Annotated in this window: 16 protein-coding genes and 1 pseudogene; 11 read left to right on the plus strand and 6 right to left on the minus strand. The window is 66.4% G+C overall.

What is annotated here, in order from left to right:
• Genes BST47_RS07585 through BST47_RS07595 form a run of 3 tightly spaced genes read right to left on the minus strand, consistent with a single transcriptional unit; the run spans position 1 to position 2,738 of the window.
• Positions 1-921, minus strand: coding sequence for a reductase (locus BST47_RS07585; RefSeq protein ID WP_083124855.1), 921 nt, complete (start codon positions 919-921; stop codon positions 1-3).
• Between the two features lie 9 nt (positions 922-930).
• Positions 931-1,764: an SDR family NAD(P)-dependent oxidoreductase gene (locus BST47_RS07590; RefSeq protein ID WP_083124857.1), complete on the minus strand. Its 834-nt coding sequence runs from the start codon at positions 1,762-1,764 to the stop codon at positions 931-933.
• 5 nt (positions 1,765-1,769) lie between these two features.
• The gene (locus tag BST47_RS07595) at positions 1,770-2,738 is read right to left on the minus strand and encodes an alpha/beta hydrolase (protein WP_083125123.1); all 969 of its coding nucleotides are present in this window, start codon (positions 2,736-2,738) and stop codon (positions 1,770-1,772) included.
• 190 nt (positions 2,739-2,928) lie between these two features.
• Here BST47_RS07595 and BST47_RS07600 point away from each other — a divergent pair, with 190 nt between their 5' ends.
• From BST47_RS07600 to BST47_RS07610, 3 genes are read left to right on the plus strand one after another with little or no spacing between them, the layout of a single operon-like run.
• Entirely contained in the window at positions 2,929-3,621 is a 693-nt protein-coding gene (locus BST47_RS07600; protein ID WP_207568557.1) for a DnaE2-dependent mutagenesis accessory factor ImuA', read from the plus strand.
• A 49-nt stretch (positions 3,622-3,670) separates the two neighbouring features.
• On the plus strand, positions 3,671-5,269 hold the full coding sequence (locus tag BST47_RS07605; protein WP_083124859.1) for a DNA polymerase Y family protein: 1,599 nt from the start codon (positions 3,671-3,673) through the stop codon (positions 5,267-5,269).
• 28 nt (positions 5,270-5,297) lie between these two features.
• The gene (locus tag BST47_RS07610) at positions 5,298-5,525 is read left to right on the plus strand and encodes a DUF6480 family protein (protein ID WP_083124861.1); all 228 of its coding nucleotides are present in this window, start codon (positions 5,298-5,300) and stop codon (positions 5,523-5,525) included.
• A gap of 4 nt (positions 5,526-5,529) precedes the next feature.
• On the opposite strand, the gene BST47_RS07615 is transcribed toward BST47_RS07610, so the two are convergent.
• Positions 5,530-6,564 (minus strand): nucleoside hydrolase, encoded by a 1,035-nt coding sequence (locus BST47_RS07615; protein WP_083124863.1) that lies wholly within the window; start codon positions 6,562-6,564, stop codon positions 5,530-5,532.
• A 25-nt stretch (positions 6,565-6,589) separates the two neighbouring features.
• Positions 6,590-8,611: an SDR family oxidoreductase gene (locus BST47_RS07620; protein ID WP_107528890.1), complete on the minus strand. Its 2,022-nt coding sequence runs from the start codon at positions 8,609-8,611 to the stop codon at positions 6,590-6,592.
• Positions 8,612-8,713: 102 nt separating this feature from the next.
• On the opposite strand from BST47_RS07620, the gene BST47_RS07625 reads away from it, so the two are divergent.
• From BST47_RS07625 to BST47_RS07650, 7 genes and pseudogenes are all read left to right on the plus strand, one after another.
• The gene (locus BST47_RS07625; protein ID WP_083124867.1) at positions 8,714-9,583 is read left to right on the plus strand and encodes a MaoC/PaaZ C-terminal domain-containing protein; all 870 of its coding nucleotides are present in this window, start codon (positions 8,714-8,716) and stop codon (positions 9,581-9,583) included.
• Positions 9,584-9,694: 111 nt separating this feature from the next.
• Positions 9,695-10,582, plus strand: coding sequence for a universal stress protein (locus tag BST47_RS07630; RefSeq protein ID WP_083124869.1), 888 nt, complete (start codon positions 9,695-9,697; stop codon positions 10,580-10,582).
• 229 nt (positions 10,583-10,811) lie between these two features.
• Positions 10,812-10,862, plus strand: a pseudogene (locus tag BST47_RS31575) (hypothetical protein); the annotation flags it as partial.
• Between the two features lie 83 nt (positions 10,863-10,945).
• Positions 10,946-11,767: a zinc-binding dehydrogenase gene (locus BST47_RS31010; protein WP_272937630.1), complete on the plus strand. Its 822-nt coding sequence runs from the start codon at positions 10,946-10,948 to the stop codon at positions 11,765-11,767.
• Between the two features lie 121 nt (positions 11,768-11,888).
• Positions 11,889-13,292, plus strand: a complete 1,404-nt coding sequence (locus BST47_RS07640) for a DUF222 domain-containing protein (protein WP_083124871.1) — start codon at positions 11,889-11,891, stop codon at positions 13,290-13,292.
• Positions 13,293-13,317: 25 nt separating this feature from the next.
• Entirely contained in the window at positions 13,318-16,611 is a 3,294-nt protein-coding gene (locus tag BST47_RS07645; protein ID WP_083124873.1) for an error-prone DNA polymerase, read from the plus strand.
• A gap of 16 nt (positions 16,612-16,627) precedes the next feature.
• Complete coding sequence (locus tag BST47_RS07650) at positions 16,628-17,770, plus strand: MFS transporter (RefSeq protein WP_083124875.1); 1,143 nt, start codon at positions 16,628-16,630, stop codon at positions 17,768-17,770.
• Here the strand turns inward: BST47_RS07650 and BST47_RS07655 are convergent.
• Entirely contained in the window at positions 17,767-18,183 is a 417-nt protein-coding gene (locus BST47_RS07655; RefSeq protein ID WP_083124877.1) for a TIGR03667 family PPOX class F420-dependent oxidoreductase, read from the minus strand. The two genes, BST47_RS07650 and BST47_RS07655, sit on opposite strands and share 4 nt — an antisense overlap.
• A 23-nt stretch (positions 18,184-18,206) precedes the next feature.
• On the opposite strand from BST47_RS07655, the gene BST47_RS07660 reads away from it, so the two are divergent.
• A complete protein-coding gene (locus tag BST47_RS07660) occupies positions 18,207-18,845 on the plus strand; it encodes a nitroreductase family protein (RefSeq protein ID WP_083124879.1) in 639 nt (212 codons plus the stop codon).

Here is an 18,845-nt window from a genome sequence, read left to right on the forward strand (position 1 = left end):
TCACGCCGCCGGCTCGTGGGTGATCTCTTTGACCCAGCTCGGGACCGAGGGCAGCAGTGGCCGTGGATACCGGTCGGAGAGCCAGACCATCGAGTTGGCCAACAGGTGGTACGGGTGACGTGGATTGGTGACCACTCCGGCATAGCGCCGCAGGAACAGATAAGTCGGTACCCGGTGGGTGTATTGGCCGCGATCGCCGAGTTCCTTGAATCGCTTCACGGCCCGGTACAGCCGCTCGGGCTCCATGCCCATCGCGGTGATCTCGTTGCGGATCCTGTTGATCAGCGGTGCGCCCATGACCGCGCCGATGATGAGGCCCGGGGTGGCGTTGTGGCCGACGAAGTCGATCAGGAGCCTGCGGATCTTGGCGTGGCCGATCATGTCGAGCACCTCGAAATCGACCACCAGATGCCGGGACTCGTCGTTGTTGATCTTCTCGAACACCTGATGGCAGACGGGGTCGTGCACTTCGTCGAGCAGAAACTTCAACAGTGCACCGTCGAGTGCGACCTCGAGCATCGGAATGACGGTGCCCAGCAGCGAGAGCGGCATGTCGTCGGCCCAGCGGTCCAGCCAGTCGATGGCGAGCCGGATGTTGACGTTGGGTTCGGGAACTTCCCCGTCTTCGAGCATGCCCCAGCGCTTCATCAGTGCGAGTTCGGCATTGGCGTGGCGCTGTTCCTCTGCATGGAAGTAGCGGTAGATCTCGGCGATCGTCGGCGTGGGCGCCTTCTTGGCCAGCGCTGCAAAGCCACGGGCACCGATGTTCTCGATCCAGCACAAATCGGCCATGAAGGCCTTGAGCTTGGGTCGCTGTTCATCGGTGATCAGCTCCGCGCCCGGTGCGTCCCAGTCGATGTCGGCCAGCGCCCACTGCCGGTCCTTGATCTTGTCGAGCATCGCGTCCATGTTGATGGCCATCTGATCCTCCTACGGCGTGGTGAAACGGGTGGTGAGTCCGACGGCACGGGTGTACACCGTCGGGGTGAAACGTTTGATACCCCAGCCGATCCGGGCATCGGGCTGCGGCATGCAGTAGAGACCGTCGCGGTCCATGGTGTCCAGGCAGGTGCGGGCCACCCGTTCTGGTGAGAAGCCGGTCCAACGCATCAGCATGTCGGCCAGTTGTGTTGACCTGTCAGAGATCCGGCCCGCGTCGACGATATTCGTCTTGACGAACGTCGGGCACAGCACCGTGACGTTGACACCGGTGCCGGACAGCTCGGCGGCCAGCGTCTCGGAGAGCGACAGCGTGCCGGCCTTGCTGACGTTGTATGCCGCCATCCCGGGCGCTGCTCCGAACGCCGCGGCCGATGCGACGTTGATGATTCCGCCATATCCGGCCTCGCGCAGGATGGGCGTGAAGACATGGCAGCCGTGGATCGGTCCCCAGAGGTTGATGTCGAGCACCCATTGCCAGTCGTCGACGCTCAGCTCGCCGATGGGCAGGCCGCCCGCACCGACACCGGCGTTGTTGATGACCACGGTCGGTGGGCCGCCGAACCAGGACTGAGCCTGGATGGCCAGCGCCGTGACGTCGTCGAGTTGTGAGACGTCGCAACGTGATGCCAACGCCTCACCGCCGTTGGCGATGATCGCGTCGACCGTGGCGCCGGCGGCGGTTTCGTCGATGTCGCTGCACACCACGCGCCCGCCACGATTGGCGAGTTCTCTTGCGAATGCCGCGCCGATGCCACTGCCCGCGCCGGTGATCACCGCTGCGGCGTCGTGGCTGCGTTTCTTCGACGATCCGAACAGGCCCATGCCTGTCACCCCGCTGCCTGGTCGATGATGTTGTCGCGCAATGCTCCCGAGAGGAACGATGCGAGCCGGTGCATCGCCGGTCGCGCCTCAGGTGTCAGCCGCGGCAGCGCCTGGAAGACGTGCACCTGATCGGGCCACACCTCGAGTTCGCAGGTTCCACCCGCCGTGCGGATGTGTTCGGCCAGCGCGATGGCGTCGGCGGCCAGCATCTCGGCCCCGCCGGCCTGGATCAGCGTCGCCGGCAGAGTGCGGCCCGCGGCGACGTCGAGCTTCAGTCGGGGGTGCGTCGACTCGACTCCGGCGCAGTACAACTCGATCAACCGAATGGCGTCCGCCGAGCGGATGGCAGGGTCGCGACGGGTCTGTTCGCGTGTGCGCGCCAGGGAGAACGTCAGATCCAGGACGGGGGAGAGCAACGCAAGTGCCGCGGGATGGGTGACATCGGGCTGCAGCAACAGGTCGACGGCCAAATGGCCGCCTGCGGAATCCCCCGCGATGACGGTGCGCTGCGGCGCCATGCCCTGGTCGTGTATCAGCCAGTCCCATCCGGTGCGGACATCGTCTGCCGCGGTGGGGAATCGGTGCTTGGGGGCCAGGCGGTAGTCGATGGAGAAGACCGGCAGTCCGGTCAGTTGGGAAAGCCAGGACGTCAGGCGGCGGTGCGTACGCGGGGAGCAGAGGACGAATCCGCTGCCATGGACGAAGTAGATCGCTTCGGTGCGGTTGCGTTGAACACCTGGGCCGTAAACCCATTCACCGATGACGCGACGGCCGTCGGACATCCCGGTGTCGACGCGTCGCACGTGCGTGCCGATCATCGATGGGCCGAACGTATCCATGATGCGGGCCACGATCTGACGTGAAAGCCATACTCCCCACGCCTGATCCGGCGGGAGTACGGCGCTGATCTGTCGCAGGGTCATGGCGCTGATCGATGCCGCGCTGCGCGAGCGCAGCGAACCACGCTCGCGCATTGCGGGCTCTCCGTTGAGCACCTTCGGAGTACAACACCAAATGATGACATTTGTCAATGTCACCATCATGCAATGGCAAAGCTGAACGCACTCGGATCCGCTTGACGGTTGTCGGTGGGCAGGTGTTTACTCGGGATATCGAACATACATTCGAAAACACAGTGAATCTGGTGATGCAGGAGGTGCTGCTGTGACAGCTGCCTTGCCCCTGGATCAGCGCCGTCCCGACCGCGCTGAACAGCTAGAACACCTGCGTCGCAGGATAGCGGCAGTATCCGGAAAGGTGGGTGGCGGGCGTCGTGGAGCGGCACCGGCCGCCGATCCGCTTCCGGCCTCGGAAAGTTTGCTGCCGATCCCCGAAACACTCGGCAATGTGCTCCCTGCGCCGTTGCCACGCGGGACCGTGGCGGTGGTGTCGGGTGCCCGATCGCTGGCGTTGAGCATGGTGGCGGCGGTGACGGGGGAGGGCGGACATGCCGCGATCGTCGGCCACCCTGATGCCGGTCTGCTGGCCGCCGTGGAGATGGGTGCGGATCTGAGCCGGATCGCGGTCGTCCCCGATCCCGGGAGCGATCCGGTCGAGGTGGCCGCCGTGCTGATGGACGGCATGGACATGGTGGTGCTCGGGCTGGGTGGGCGTTCGGTGCCTGCCACCCGCGCGCGGGCGGTCGTTGCCCGCGCGCGGCAGAAGGGCTGCACCCTGCTGGTCACCGACGGTGACTGGCAGGGTGCGTCCGCCCGCCTGGATGCCAGGGTCTGCGGCTATGAGATCACCGGCCGTGCCCGCCCCGGATTCGGCCGAATCGCCAAGGTGCAGCTGACCTACTCGGTCAGTGGCCGGGTGGTGAACGGCCGGGCCGGACTGACCCCGGTTGCGCAGTGAGCGGGCTGCTGTGGCATCTCAGTCGTCGCGCGTATTGGCCATCTGGTGCATGGACTGGCCCGCGGTCGCCGCCGCGGCGGCGGCTGGTTTGACACCCACGGCTCCGGTCGCGGTGACGTTGGCCAACCGGGTCATCGCCTGTTCGGCGTCGGCGCGTTCGGTGGGCGTGCGACGGGGACTGCGCCGCCGGGAGTCGCAGGCCAGGTGTCCGGATCTGCATGTTGTCACGGCCGATCCGGCGCGGGATGCTCGCCATTTCGAGGATGTGACGGCCGCGGTGGACGAGTTGGTGCCGCGGGCCGAAGTGCTGCGGCCCGGCCTGCTGGTCCTGCCGGTGCGCGGGGCGGCCCGCTATTTCGGGTCCGAACAGGCGGCCTCCGAGCGACTGGTCGACGCGGTGGCCGCGGCCGGCGTCGAATGTCAGGTCGGTGTCGCCGATCAACTGCCCACCGCGGTCTTCGCCGCGCGAGCGGGACGGATCGTCGAGTCCGGCAAGGACGCACCGTTCCTGTCGGCGCTGTCGATCCGGCAGCTGGCCACCGAGCCGAGCCTGGCTGCGTCCGGCCGTGATGACTTGGCAGACCTGCTGTGGCGCATGGGTATCCGCACGATCGGACAGTTCGCAGCATTGGCTCGCAGCGACGTGGCCTCGCGCTTCGGCGCCGACGCGGTGGTCGCACACCGGTTCGCCCGTGGCGAGCCGGCCAGGGGACCGTCGGGTCGTGAACCCGAGCAGGAGCTCGACGCCGTCATGGACTGCGACCCGCCGATCGATCGGGTGGATGCTGCAGCGTTCGCGGGCCGCTCACTGGCGGGGACCCTGCACCGCAGCCTGGAGGCGTCCGGGGTGGGATGCACCCGCCTGGCCATCCACGCGATCACCGCCAACGGTGAAGAGCTGGAACGGGTTTGGCGCTGTGCCGAACCACTGACCGAGGACGCCACCGCCGACCGGGTGCGCTGGCAACTGGACGGCTGGTTGAACAGACGCAATCCGGGTGATCGGCCGACCGCACCGGTCACCGTCATCCGGCTGCGTCCGGTGGAGCTGGTTTCGGCCGAGGCGCTGCAGCTGCCGCTGTGGGGCGGCATTGGGGAAGAGGACAGGCTGCGCGCTCGCCGTGCACTGGTACGCGTACAAGGTCTGCTCGGACCCGAGGCGGTGCAGGTGCCGATGCTCAGTGGTGGTCGTGGGCCGGCTGAGCGCATCACCTTCACGCCGTTAGGTGACGAGCAGGTGCCGCGCGCCGATCCCGGTCAGCCCTGGCCGGGCCAGCTACCCGAACCGTCACCGACGGTGCTACTCGACGATCCGGTCGAACTGTTCGATGCCGGCGGGAATCCGGTGCGGGTGACCAGCCGGGGACTGTTCTCCGCGGACCCGTCGCGTCTGGTTTCATCGGGTTCGAACGATTCCCCGCTTGCCTGGTGGGCTGGGCCCTGGCCGGTCGACGAGCGGTGGTGGGACCCTGAGCTCGCCAAATCGGGTCGCACCGCCAGGGCGCAGGTGCTGCTCGATGGCCGTGATGTGGGCCCCCGCCCGAAGGGCCGGGGACGCTCGCGCGAAGAACAGACGATCAAGCCGGGGCGGGCGCTGCTGCTGTGCTACCGGCAGAGGAGGTGGTACGTCGAGGGCATCTACGAATAAGCACGACCAGATGGGGTAAGCGCGTCGCATGACAGCCCAGCCCCCAGACCCCGACCCGGCACAAACATCGGGTCTCGAACCCGGAGGCGGAGTCGCGCCCGGGTCAACACCACCGGATTCCGCGCAGACGTCCGGCCTTTCGGCGCAGCAACCGCCAGCCGACCGGAAGTTCTCGCCCGCCGTTGTGGTGAGCCTGATCGCCCTCGCCATTTTCATCCTGTTGTTCGCGGCAACGGCGCTGGTGCTCTTCGATTAGGGACTCATCCGAGCTGGCGCGCGAACGCACCCACTCGCGTGATGAACCGGTCGAAGAACGTGTCGGGATCAACGCCAACGCCTATGAGCGCGTTGGGCTCCCGGCCCCAGCGGTTGCTCCAGTCCGCGATCGTCATGCCCTTGGTGAGGGTGCCGGTGAGCTCGACGTCGACGGTGACGCGCCGACAGCGGACCAGGTCGGGATCCAGCACCACCGCCGCGGCCAGCGGGTCGTGCAGGTGTGCGATATAGCCCTCGTTCTGGTCGAAGTGGAACTCGAAGTAGAACCGCATCGCGTCCTCGAGCACCGCGATCAACGGATTGGACGCAACCGATTTCGTGCCGCGGTTGTCCAGCACGCTCATCGGGATCGACGACGACTCCGCGGCTGCGGCGAGTCGGCTCAGCAGCGTCGGCGTCATCGCGACGTTCTCGGTCAGGTTCAGGCCGAGCACAATTGGGAGATGTTCGGGTGGGTTCAACCCCCACGCCGCACCCCACACGGCGAAGACCTCTCCGGCCGCCTCCGGATCCACGCTGATGTTCCACTCCGCCACCGGTGTGGTGTTGCCGCGGTAGTCGAAAGCGCCGCCCATGATGACCAGTCGGCGAAGCAGCCTCGGCAGCGCCGGTTCCCTGCGCATGGCCAGTGCCAGATTGGTCAACGGGCCGACGGCGATCGCGACCAACTCGCCGGGATATGCGCGAGCCGCGCGAATCCACGCGTCGGCGGCGTCGTGCGTGGTGAGTTCACGATCGGTCGACGGCAGTTGCGCGTAACCCATCCCCTTGGGTCCGTGGGTGTCTTCAGCGGTGCGTAACGGCACCACCAGGGGTCGTTCGGAACCCATGGACACCGGAACGTTCATGCGGCACAGCTCCAGCAGACCGAGGTTGTTCTCGCAGACCTGTTGTACGGGAACGTTTCCGGCGGTCGAAGCGATTCCGACGACTTCGGCGTCGTCGCTGGCGAACAGATACACCAACGCCATCGCGTCGTCGACCCCCGTGTCGACATCGACGAAGACAGGCAGCGTCACGCTGCCAACGATAGGACCAGCCTGCTCACCAGTGCACGCCGGGCACCAGGCGCAGGGCGCGCTTGGCGGGGCGGGCCATCACCCGCGGGACACGGACCTTGGACACCGTGGCGCGTGCCGGTCGCTTCGGGCGACGTTCCGGCGTGGATTCGGATACCTCGCCTCGGGCGGCCGCCGAATCCGGATAGCCCAGGTAGATCTGATGCAGCACCCGCCGCGACAGCTTCGGGGTGAAGTACATGCCGACGTCGGCCAGTGTCCCGACCGGGGTGTCGATCCGCGCGGGCTTCTCGATGAGCCCGCGCACCACCATCGCCGCAGCATGCTCGGCGGTGATCGGCGGTAACGGGTTGAGTCGCCGCGACGGCGCGATCATCGGCGTCTTCACCAACGGCATGTGGATGCTGGTGAAGGTGATGTGATCGGAAAGGGTCTCGCTGCCAACGACTTCGGCGAACGCATCCAATGCGGCTTTGCTCGGGATGTACGCGCTGTACTTCGGACTGCTGGCCTGCACGCCGGCGCTGGACACGTTGACCACGTGCCCGAACTTCCTTTCGCGCCAGTGCGGTAGCAGAGCGAGCACCATCCGCACCGACCCGAAGTAGTTGACCGCCATCACGCGTTCGTAATCGTGCAGGCGGTCGGTGGACGCCGCCACCGAGCGACGGATCGACCGGCCTGCGTTGTTCACCAGATAGTCGACGTGCCCGAATTGCCCGAGGATGTCCTTGACCGTGGCCTCGACGGATGTCGAGTCGGTGACGTCGCAGGTGAATGCGTACGCCTGCCCGCCAGACGCTCGGATCTCTGCGATGAGCTCGTCGAGCGCTTCGGCGTTGCGCGCCAACGCGAATACGCATCCCCCACGTTCGGCGACGGCCACGGCAGACGCACGCCCGATCCCACTAGACGCGCCCGTGATGATGACGTGCTTGCCCACCAACGGGCCGGCGGGGTCGTCGCGGCGTGCGCGGTCGGGATCCAGGTGCTCTGCCCAGTACTGCCATAACTTCGATGCATACGTGGCGAATTCGGGCACAGCGATACCGGTGCCGCGCAACGCTTCATCGGCGTTGTCGGAGGTGAACGTCGGGAACAGGTCGACGACATCGAGCACCTCGGCGGGAACACCCAGCTGTGTGGCCGCCATATTGCGCAGGATCTTGGCGCGCCCGGTGGCCCGCACAATCGGTGTGGCTGCGCGGCGCGGCAGCGAGCCCACCAGCGGCGGCAGACCCGCGGCCTTGGCCACCCCGCGGTAGATCCCCCGCAGCCCAATGGTTTTCGATGCGGTGAGATGAAACGTCTGCCCGTCGCATTCCGGTTTGTGCATGAGCGCGACAATCGCGTCGGCCACGAAGTCGACCGGGACGATGTTTGTGCGACCGGTGTCGGGCAGCACCATCGGCGTAATGCCGGGCAATCGGGCCAACTTGGCCAGTACGCCGAAGAAGTAATAGGGCCCGTCGACCTTGTCCATCTCGCCGGTGCGTGAATCTCCGACGACGACCGCGGGCCGATAGATCCGGTACCGCAGGCCGTGCGCCGATCGCACCAGCAGCTCGGCTTCGAACTTGGTCTGGTGATAGGGCGTCGGGAGCTCCTGCGCAACGTCGAAATCGTCCTCGGTGAATTCACCTCGATAGGCGCCGGCCACCGCGATCGACGACACGTGGTGCAGGGTCGCGCCGAGGCGCCGGGCCAGGTCGATGACGGCGCGGGTGCCGTCGACGTTGGCCGCCCGCTGGTCGGCCTCGGTGGCGGTGATGTCGTAGATCGCCGCGCAGTGCACGATGTGGTCCACGGTGCCCAGCTCGGTGACGGACTCGTCGGCCAGCCCGAGATCCGCCGAGACGAGATCGCCGACCAGCGGTTTCGCTCTTTCGCCCCATGGCTGCTCACCCTCAGTGGCCAGCCGCTCGAACCGCTCGAGCGACTCGCGCCGCACCAGCACCCACACCTCGGCGTCATCGCGGCTCGCCAGAATCTGCGACACCACACGTCTGCCAATAAACCCAGTACCGCCGGTAACGACATAACGCATGCCAGCCATGGTCACCCCTGGCGGGGGATACGTCAATGGCTGGATCGCCGGCCCGGCCGGCGGTGCTGTGTATGGTCCGACACACCAGCGAAGGGAGCCTCGATGCCGCTCGACCCGAATGCCATAGGCGCAAAGACGGAACCGCAGATCTTCAAATGGACCGACCGCGACACGATGCTTTACGCACTCGGGGTCGGCGCCGGACTCGACGATCTGGCGTTCACCACAGAGAACACCCACGACACTCCACAACAGGTGCTGCCGACCTATGCCGTCATCGCATGCCTGCCGTTCGCGGCTGCCGCCATGATCGGCAGCTTCAACTTCGCGATGCTGCTGCACGGATCCCAGGGGATCCGGTTGTTCAAACCCCTGCCGCCTGCGGGCAAGCTCAGCGTCGTCGCGGAAGTCGCCGACATTCAGGACAAGGGTGAGGGCAAGAACGCCGTTGTCATGCTCAAGGCAACCGGCACCGATCCCGACTCCGGTGAGGTGATCGCCGAAACGCACACCACTGCGGTCATCCGCGGTGAGGGCGGATTCGGCGGCCAGCCCGGCCAGCGTCCGGCGGCGCCGGAAATCCCCGACCGCGAACCGGATTCGACGATCGCCCTGCCCACCCGCGAGGACCAGGCGTTGATTTATCGGCTTTCCGGTGACCGCAATCCGCTGCACAGTGATCCGTGGTTCGCGCGCGAACTGGCCGGCTTCCCCAAACCGATCCTGCACGGTCTGTGCAGCTACGGTGTTGCGGGACGAGCGCTCGTCGCCGACCTCGGTGGCGGCGACGCGACGAAAGTCAGTGCCGTCGCAGCCCGGTTCACGTCGCCGGTGTTTCCCGGCGAAACTCTCACGACGTCGATCTGGCGGACCGATCCGGGGCATGCGGTGTTCCGCACCGAGGCCGCCAATCCCGACGGCTCGAACGCGCGGCTGGTGCTCGAGGACGGCACCGCCGAATACAGCTCCTGACGCTGAGCCGGCGGCAATTTCTCTCAAACGGCGGTAACCGGGGTTCCGCGTTGACAGGATTCACCCCACGACGTCCGTACATCGGTGTGCGAGATGGAGGGTGGTACGGCTATGAAATTGATCGTTGGTTACCTGGCAACGCCGGGAGGCGCCGACGCGCTGGCGCTGGGGGTGCGGCTGGCCCGCACGCTCGGCGCCGAACTCGGGGTGAGCATCATCTTGCCGCCGGACCGGATGGTGCCCTCGCTGGTGCCGGTCGGTGGCTACGACGAGCTTCTCGCCGAACAGGCCGAGCATTGGTTGGCCGAAGCGCGGGCGTCGATACCCGCCGACGTCGTCGCGGGGACCCACGTCAGTTTCGACGACTCGTGTGCCGACGGTCTGATCAAAGAAGCGGCCCGGGTGCAGGCCGACCTGATCGTCGTCGGCGGCTCCGGTGGTGGGCTGGCGGGTCCCTACTCGTTGGGATCGGTCGTCAACGAGCTTCTGCATTCCGCGCCGGTGCCTGTCGCGGTGGCGCCGCGGGGCAGCCGCCATTGGTCAGAGAATCGGGTGCGGGAGGTGACGTGCGCGATCGGCGAGCGTGCGGGCGCGGATCTGTTGCTCGAAACCGCCGTTCGGTTCAGCCGAGCGGCGGGGACTCCGCTGCGGCTGGTGTCGTTGGTTGCGCTGGACCCGATGTTCGGAACGCTTCGTGGCGACGACGACGCGGTGCGTGGGCGTGCGCTCGCCCATGCCGAGCACACGCTCGAGACGGCCAAAAGCCAACTGCCCGAAGACTTTCCCGTGACGTCGACGATCGTCGACGGCCGCACCGTCGAGGAGGCGGTCAGCAAGCTCCAATGGCGTGACGGCGACGTGATCATGGTCGGATCGAGTCGGCTCAGCGCGCCCAAGCGCCTGTTCCTCGGGTCGACGGCGGCGAAGATGTTGCGGGTATTGGAAGTGCCGATGGTGGTTGTTCCGCGGGATCAGTTCGAGGCCTCGGACCTGCCGTGAGCGAAGCCGCGGCTTCTTCGAGCGGCGCACGCTGTCCGACAGCATGAGTTAGAACGGGCACGATCCGAGCACGAATGCGCCACTCGAGCGGGTCGCGCTGCGGTTGGATTTGTCCCATGCAGATGCGCGCGGCCCGAATGCACGACACAACCAACCCCTGCGAATCGAGGAAGTTCCGGTTCCCGACATCGGGCCGGCCGATGTGCTCGTCAAGGTGGCCGCGACAGGTATGTGCCGCAGCGACTGTCAGCTCATGGAGGGCTACTTCACTCAGGGGGCGCCGCTGACGGCGCCGATCACCCCCGGGCACGAGGTGGCTGGGCGGATCGCCGCGGTGGGTGCCGACGTGCCCGCGTTGCCGGTTTGTCCGAGGGCGATCTCGTCGTCGTCAATCCGAACTGGGGTGACGGGACGTGCCGACAGTGCCGCGAAGGCAATGAACAGATCTGCGCAAACGGACAGATTGCGGGCTTCGGGCCGCCGGGCGGGTTCGCGGAGTACATGCCCGTGCCTTATCGCCACGTCATCGCGGTTCCGGACGGACTCGACTCCCGGCCCGAAACACTGGCGCCGCTGACCGACGCCGGGCTCACGCCGTACCGCGGAATGAAGAAGCTGCGACAGGCGGGGAAGGTCGGTGCGGGTCGCACGGTCGTTGTCAACGGCATCGGCGGTCTGGGCAGTTACGGGGTCCAGTATGCGCGCTTGCTCGGTGGCGGTGCGACGGTGGTGGCCTTCGCGCGTAGTGACGAAAAGCTGGCCCTGGCAAGGGAAAACGGTGCGCACCACACCGCCAACACCCGCGGGAAGACGGCGGAAGAGGTTGCCGATGTCCTCGAGGACTCGACGGGCCGACGTGAGGTCGACGCGATCCTCGATTGTGCCGGAGCCGAAGACGGCTTGCAGTTGGGGGCGGCGGTTTTGGCGCGCGAGGGCGCGATAACCTGCGTGGGCCTCATGGGGCAGAAAGCGGTGCTGCCGCTGCTGCCGTTCACGAACGGGGAGAGGTCGTACTTCGGCTCGTTCTGGGGGAACTACGACGATCTCGCCGAAGTGCTGTCGCTCGCGAGCCAGGGCCTGATCAAGCACACCGTCAAGACGATCTCGTTGGACGAGGTCAACGACAACCTCGACGCGCTGGCGCGCGGCGACATCGTGGGGCGCCTCGTCGTGACCTTCGAGTAGCGCTAGCACGTGACACCGACATTTCGGTGGAGTTATCCCCAGTCGTGGGTTGATCCACAGGTTGGGGGTTCTGGGGTTCGGGGCGTCTGGTCGTGGCGGTGTGTGTCAGTAGCGTTGTGGTATGGGCGAATTCATCACCTCGGCGGTGGCACGGGAGCGCATCTCGGTTGCCCTCGACGCGATCGACGATGCCCACCGAGTGCTGCGGCAAACAGCCCCTGATGAGGTGGGCACCGAGTTTCGGATGGTTATGGCTGAGCGGCTGGAATTGCAGGAGCGCTTCAATCGCGGCGTGATGTACCGGATATTCGGGCAGTTGGCCGATCCGCCCGACGAAGCGGGCAGCGCACCTGGGTGGGTGCAGAACCTCGCCGCACGCCTGCGAGTGACGTCCGCGGAGGTCAAGCGTCGCAACAAAGTTGCCGAGCGGATCGTGCCGCGACGCTCGGTGTCGGGCGAGCTGCTGCAACCACATTTGTCAGCGGTGGCCATGGCGGTGGCGGCCGGAGCGATTGGCGAGGACCATGTGAAGGTCATCACGGCCGCGATGGACAAGCTGCCGTCATGTGTGTCTGTAACCGAGCGAGCCGAGGTGGAAGCGAGCCTCGTACGCGAAGCCACTAAGAGCGACGCCGAAATCGTCAGGGCCGCCGCCAACCGTATCGACGAGATCTTCAATCCTGACGGTGATTTCGACGAGGCCGACCGTGCGCGTCGTCGCGGCGTGGTGGTGGGACGCCAGGGTCGTGACGGGATGTCACGGATTTCGGGCTACCTGGACCCCGAAGCCCGTGCCTATGTGGAAGCCGCCGCCGCGGCGGTACGCCCGGGTCGTCACCTGCCCGACGGCGCGGTCGAAGAGCGGCGTGACGACCGCAGCGCATCCCAACGGTGCCATGACGGCATCAAGCTCGGGCTCAAAGCCGGTATCGCGTCCGGGGACATGGGCACTCACCGCGGGCATGCGGTGACGGTCATCGCCCGCACGACGTTGGCCGAACTCAACCAGGCCGTCCACGCGGTGATCGATCCCGCTATACCGATGCCCTCGCCCGCGCGCACCGGCGGCAACGGTGTGTTGCCGATGCGTGATCTCATCCGGATGGCTGCCGAGGCGATTCACTACCTGGCGGTCTTCGAGGACCACAGCGACCGGCCCATCTATCTGGGTCGTCAGAAGCGAATTGCGACAACCGACCAACGCATCATCTGCTACTCACGCGACGGCGGGTGCACCCGGCCGAATTGCGTTGAGCCTGGGTATCACTGCGAGGTGCATCACAGCCCGGAATGGGTCCCGAGCGGTGCCACCGACGCCGATTCGCTGTTCTTCGCCTGCGGACCCGACCACAAGCTGCTTACGGAAAAGCGATGGCGTACCGAAGTCACCGACACCGGCCGGCTGGCGTGGACGGATGGAATTCGACCTCCAGAGGTCAACCATGCCCACCACCCCGAGGAACTCCTGCGCAGCGACCCGGACCCACCCGACACCGAGCAGCGGCGCGGCCCCTGCTGCGATTAGAACATATGTTCGATAGACTGCATGGATGGGCTGGCATACCGGACCGCCGAGCTGGACGGAAATGCAGCGGGTGCTCAACGGCAAACCGCGCCGTGCCGGCTGGCCCATCGACCAGCAGATCGGCGACGGCGGGGACAGTCCGGCCTGGTCGCGCAAGCGCGGGTCCTACGAGCCGCTGGACATCGACCGCTCCGGATCGTCGGTGCCGTATGCGGAGTTGCATGCACATTCGGCGTACAGCTTCCTCGACGGCGCCAGCACGCCGGAGGAACTCGTCGAGGAGGCGGCCAGGCTCGATCTGCGTGCCATCGCGCTGACCGATCACGACGGGCTCTATGGGGTGGTGCGCTTCGCCGAGGCCGCCAAGGAACTCGACATGCAGACGGTGTTCGGCGCGGAACTGTCACTCGGCGGAGGCGACCGCACCGAGGACCCGGACCCGCCGGGTCCGCATCTGCTGGTGCTGGCTCGCGGTCCGGAGGGATACCGGCGACTGTCGCGCGAGCTCGCGAAGGCACATCTGGCGGGCGGTGAGAAGGGCAAGCTGCGCTACGACTACGACGCGTTGACCGAAGCGGCAGGCGGGCACTGGCACATCCTCACCGGATGCCGTAAAGGGCATGTCCGCCAGGCATTCTCCCAAGGCGGACCGGAGGCGGCGGCCACAGCACTCGCCGATCTGGTCGACCGGTTCGGCCGTGACCGAGTCAGCATCGAGCTCACTCACCACGGGCATCCCTGCGACGACGAACGCAACGGCGCACTCGCCGAACTGGCGCCCAGGTTCGGCCTAGGCGTCGTCGCCACCACCGCCGCACACTTTGCTGAGCCGGCCCGCGGCAGGCTGGCCATGGCCATGGGTGCGATCCGCGCTCGGCATTCAATGGATGAGGCGGCCGGTTATCTTGCCCCGCTGGGCGGTTCGCATCTGCGGTCGGGGGTGGAGATGGCGCAACTCTTCGCACACCGTCCCGAGGTGGTGACGGCGGCGGCCGACCTGGGCGAGCAGTGTGCGTTCGGGCTCGCGCTGATCGCCCCGCAGTTGCCGCCCTTCGATGTCCCGGAGGGGCACACCGAAGACAGCTGGCTGAGACATCTCGTCATGACGGGGGCCCGAAACCGGTACGGGCCACCCGAGCGTGCCCAGCGGGCATACGCTCAGATCGAGCACGAACTGAAAATCATTGAACAGCTGACTTTTCCGGGCTACTTCCTGGTGGTTCACGACATCACTCGATTCTGCAAAGAGAACAACATCCTGGCCCAGGGCAGGGGATCGGCGGCCAACTCGGCCGTCTGTTATGCACTCGGCGTCACCAACGTCGATCCGATCGCCAACGAGCTGCTGTTCGAGCGGTTCCTGTCTCCGGCGCGTGACGGACCTCCGGACATCGACATCGACATAGAATCGGACCTGCGCGAGAACGCAATACAGTACGTCTACAACCGCTACGGCCGCGACTACGCCGCCCAGGTGGCCAACGTCATCACCTACCGGGGCCGCAGCGCCGTGCGTGACATGGCCCGCGCGCTGGGCTTCTCCCAGGGGCAGCAGGATGCGTGGAGTAAGCAGATCGGCCAGTGGGGCAACCTGACCGAAGCGACTCATGTCGATGATGTCCCCGAACCGGTGATCGACCTGGCCGTGCAGATCTCCAACCTGCCACGGCACATGGGCATCCATTCGGGCGGCATGGTGATCTGCGACCGTCCCATCGCCGACGTCTGCCCGGTGGAATGGGCGCGCATGGAGAACCGCAGCGTGCTGCAATGGGACAAAGACGACTGCGCGGCAATCGGTTTGGTGAAGTTCGACTTGCTCGGCCTCGGTATGCTCTCTGCGCTGCACTACTGCATCGACCTGGTGCGCGAGCACAAAGGCCTCGACGTCGACCTGGCCAAGCTGGACCTGTCCGAGCCCGCGGTGTACGAGATGCTGCAGCGCGCCGACTCCGTCGGGGTGTTCCAGGTGGAGTCCCGCGCGCAGATGGCCACGCTGCCCCGGCTGAAGCCGAGGGTGTTCTACGACCTGGTGGTCGAGGTCGCGCTGATCCGTCCGGGCCCCATCCAGGGCGGGTCGGTGCATCCGTACATCAAGCGGCGCAACGGGGAAGAACGCGTCACCTACGAACACCCGTCGATGGAAGCCGCTCTGCGAAAGACATTGGGTGTTCCGCTGTTTCAGGAACAGCTCATGCAGCTCGCGGTGGACTGCGCGGGCTTCTCCGCCGCCGAGGCCGACCAGTTGCGTCGTGCGATGGGCTCCAAACGCTCCACCGAACGCATGCGGCGGCTGCGGGGCAGGTTCTACGACGGTATGCGCGCGCGGCACGGCATCACGGGAGAGGTGGCCGACCGGATTTACGAGAAGCTGGAAGCATTCGCCAATTTCGGTTTCCCGGAAAGCCATTCGTTGAGCTTTGCCTCGCTGGTGTTCTACTCGTCGTGGTTCAAGCTGCATCATCCTGCGGCGTTCTGTGCTGCGCTGCTGCGGGCACAACCGATGGGCTTCTACTCACCGCAGTCGCTGGTGGCCGACGCCCGCAGGCACGGTGTCACCGTTCACGGACCGGACGCCAACGCCAGCCTCGCGCACGCAACCCTGGAGAACGTCGGCACCGAGGTGCGGCTTGGGCTCGGCAGCGTCCGACACATCGGCGACGAGCTGGCCGAACGCATAGTCGCTGAGCGAAATGCCAACGGGCCGTTCACTTCTCTGCTCGATCTCACCCAGCAGATTCAGCTCAGCGTTCCGCAGACCGAGGCACTGTCCACCGCGGGTGCGCTGGGCTGCTTCGGAATCACCCGACGAGAAGGGCTGTGGGCCGCGGGCGCGGCCGCCACCCAACGTCCCGACCGGCTCCCCGGAGTGGGAGCGTCGTCGCAGATCCCCACGCTGCCCGGCATGACCGAACTGGAACTCGCCGCCGCCGATGTGTGGGCGACGGGCGTCTCGTCCGACAGCTATCCCACCCAGTTCCTGCGCCAAAACCTCGACGCACTCGGTGTCGTTCCGGCCGACAAACTGCTGGAGGTCCCCGATGGGACCCGGGTGCTGGTGGCCGGGGCGGTGACTCACCGCCAGCGGCCTGCGACGGCGCAGGGGGTCACGTTCGTCAACCTCGAGGACGAGACCGGGATGGTAAACGTCCTGTGTTCGCGGGGGGTTTGGGCGCGGCATCGCAAGCTGGCGCAGACGGCGTCGGCGCTGCTGATCCGCGGACAGGTGCAGAACGCCACCGGCGCGGTCACCGTCGTCGCCGACCGCATGGGCAAGCTCGACATGCGGGTGGGTTCGAAGTCCCGCGATTTTCGCTGAGCGCTACCGTGAAGAAGTGACGCGTCGCGGGTACTTCCTCGTTGCCGCGGGGACCGCGCTCATCGCATGCTGTTATGGCTTCGCGCGGTTTACCTACGGATTGTTCGCACCCGTGTTCACCGACGCTTTCGAGCTCACGCCCACGCTCACCGGGGTGATAGGTGCGGGAAGCTACGTCGGGTACTGCGCCGCGATCGTCGTCAGCCTGGTGCTGACCGAACGACTCGGTGCGCGATGGGTCGCCGCCGCAGCCGGAGTCGTTGCGACAGTGGGTATCTCGATAGTCGCCGTCGCGACATCAGCCTGGGTTCTGGCTGCGGGAGTGCTGGTCGCCGGGTGTAGCACCGGGATCGCCTCGCCGCCGCTGGCGGCGGCCGTCGCACAGTTCGTGCCAAGCGCAGCCGCGGATCGAGCCCAAACGGTCGTCAATGGAGGTACCGGAGTCGGCGTGGTGTTGTCCGCCCCGATTGCGCTTGCGCTCTTCACCCACTGGCGTCTGGCGTGGGCCGTATACGCGATCTTGGCCGTCCTCGTGACCATCGCGGTGATCCTGGCGATACCGTCCACGTCGGGCCTGCCTGCCCAGGCTGCAGCCGAACGGTCTTGGCGCCCAGGTTCCTTCGGTCTCATCGCCGCATCCCTGATGATGGGAATCGGCAGCATCGCGGTCTGGACCTTCGGTCGCGATCTGATCACCACGGTCGGTGGAGCCGACACGACGCGCTCGTCGCTCATGTGGATCGTGCTCGGTGCGGCCGGCATCATCGGAGCGTTGGCAGGCGACGCCGTCGGCCGCTTCGGATTGCGGCGGGCGTGGATCGCAGCGACGGTGACGATGGCCGCGGCTTCGGTGCTGTTGGCGCTGGTGCCGTCCAACCTCGTCGCGGTCATCGTCGCGGCCGCGCTGTTCGGTGCTGCCTATATCAGTCTGACGGGACTGCTCCTGTTGTGGAGCGTGCGGCTGTACCCGGACCGGACTTCGTTCGGGGTCGGTCTGTCGTTCTTCACCATCGCGGCGGGGCAGGCGTTGGGTGCACCTGCGGCCGGTCTGCTAATCGATGCTGTTGGCGCCGCAGCGGCGTTCGTGACGATCGCACTGGTGGGCTTGAGCGTCGTTGCCCTGCGTCCGGCGGGGTCGGCTCAGCCTCGAAACGCCTAGCCCTCGGTCGGGGTGGTCCACACCTTGTCGACGCTGATCTTCAATCGCAGGTTGTAGGCCGACAGGAATTCCTCGGTGAAGCCAAGGCTGGCCGCCAGCTCGGCGTACTTCGCGCGATATCGCTCGTCCTGCAACGGATCTGCGTTCTCGGCGTCGACGGTGGCCTCACCGCCCACGACGATGACGCCGGAACCGGCGCCATCGGAATCCAGATTCAGGCTCACCCGGGGATGATTCCTGATGTGTCGGACCTTCGCGGCGTTGGGTTCCGAATAGACGAAGACGTCCTTGCCGTCGAAGTAAAACCAGACCAACCGAGGCACGGGCTGGCCGGATTTGGCCACCGTGGTCAACCATCCCGAATGATCGGCTGCAAGCCGGTCGGTGACTTCTTGCGTGAATTCGACTGCCATAACGCCGAATGTAGTCTCGAAATGTGACCCTGAACTTGTCTGTCGATGAAGTCCTGACCACCACACGTTCGGTGCGCAAGCGGCTGGACCTCGAGAAGCCGGTGTCGCGCGAGGTGTTGATGGATTGCCTGGAGCTATCGCTTCAGGCGCCGACCGGATCCAACGCGCAGGGTTGGCAGTGGGTCTTCGTCGACGATCCCGAGAAGAAGAAGGCGCTCGCCGACATCTACCGCCACAACGCCGAGCGGTACCTCGAAATGCCCAAGCCCACCTACGGCGATGAGCGGGACGAGCAGCGGCCGCGCGTCACGGATTCCGCGAAGTACCTCGCCGAGCACTTCCACGAGGTGCCGGTCATGCTGATTCCCTGCCTTGCCGGCAGCCCGGACGACGCGGTTGCGGGCAGCGCCGGGTTCTGGGGCTCGCTGCTACCCGCGGTCTGGAGTTACATGTTGGCCCTGCGCTCGCGAGGGCTCGGTTCGGCGTGGACGACCCTGCATCTGGTCGGCAAGGGGGAGAAGCTGGCCGCCGAGGTCCTCGGCATTCCGTTCGACGAGTACCGCCAGGGTGGCTTGTTCCCCATCGCGTACACCAAGGGCACCGATTTCCGCCCCGCCAAACGGCTGCCCGCTGAGCAGGTGACCCACTGGAATTCGTGGTGA

It is taken from the genome of Mycolicibacterium tusciae, assembly GCF_002086795.1.
Taxonomy (GTDB): Bacteria; Actinomycetota; Actinomycetes; order Mycobacteriales; family Mycobacteriaceae; genus Mycobacterium; species Mycobacterium tusciae.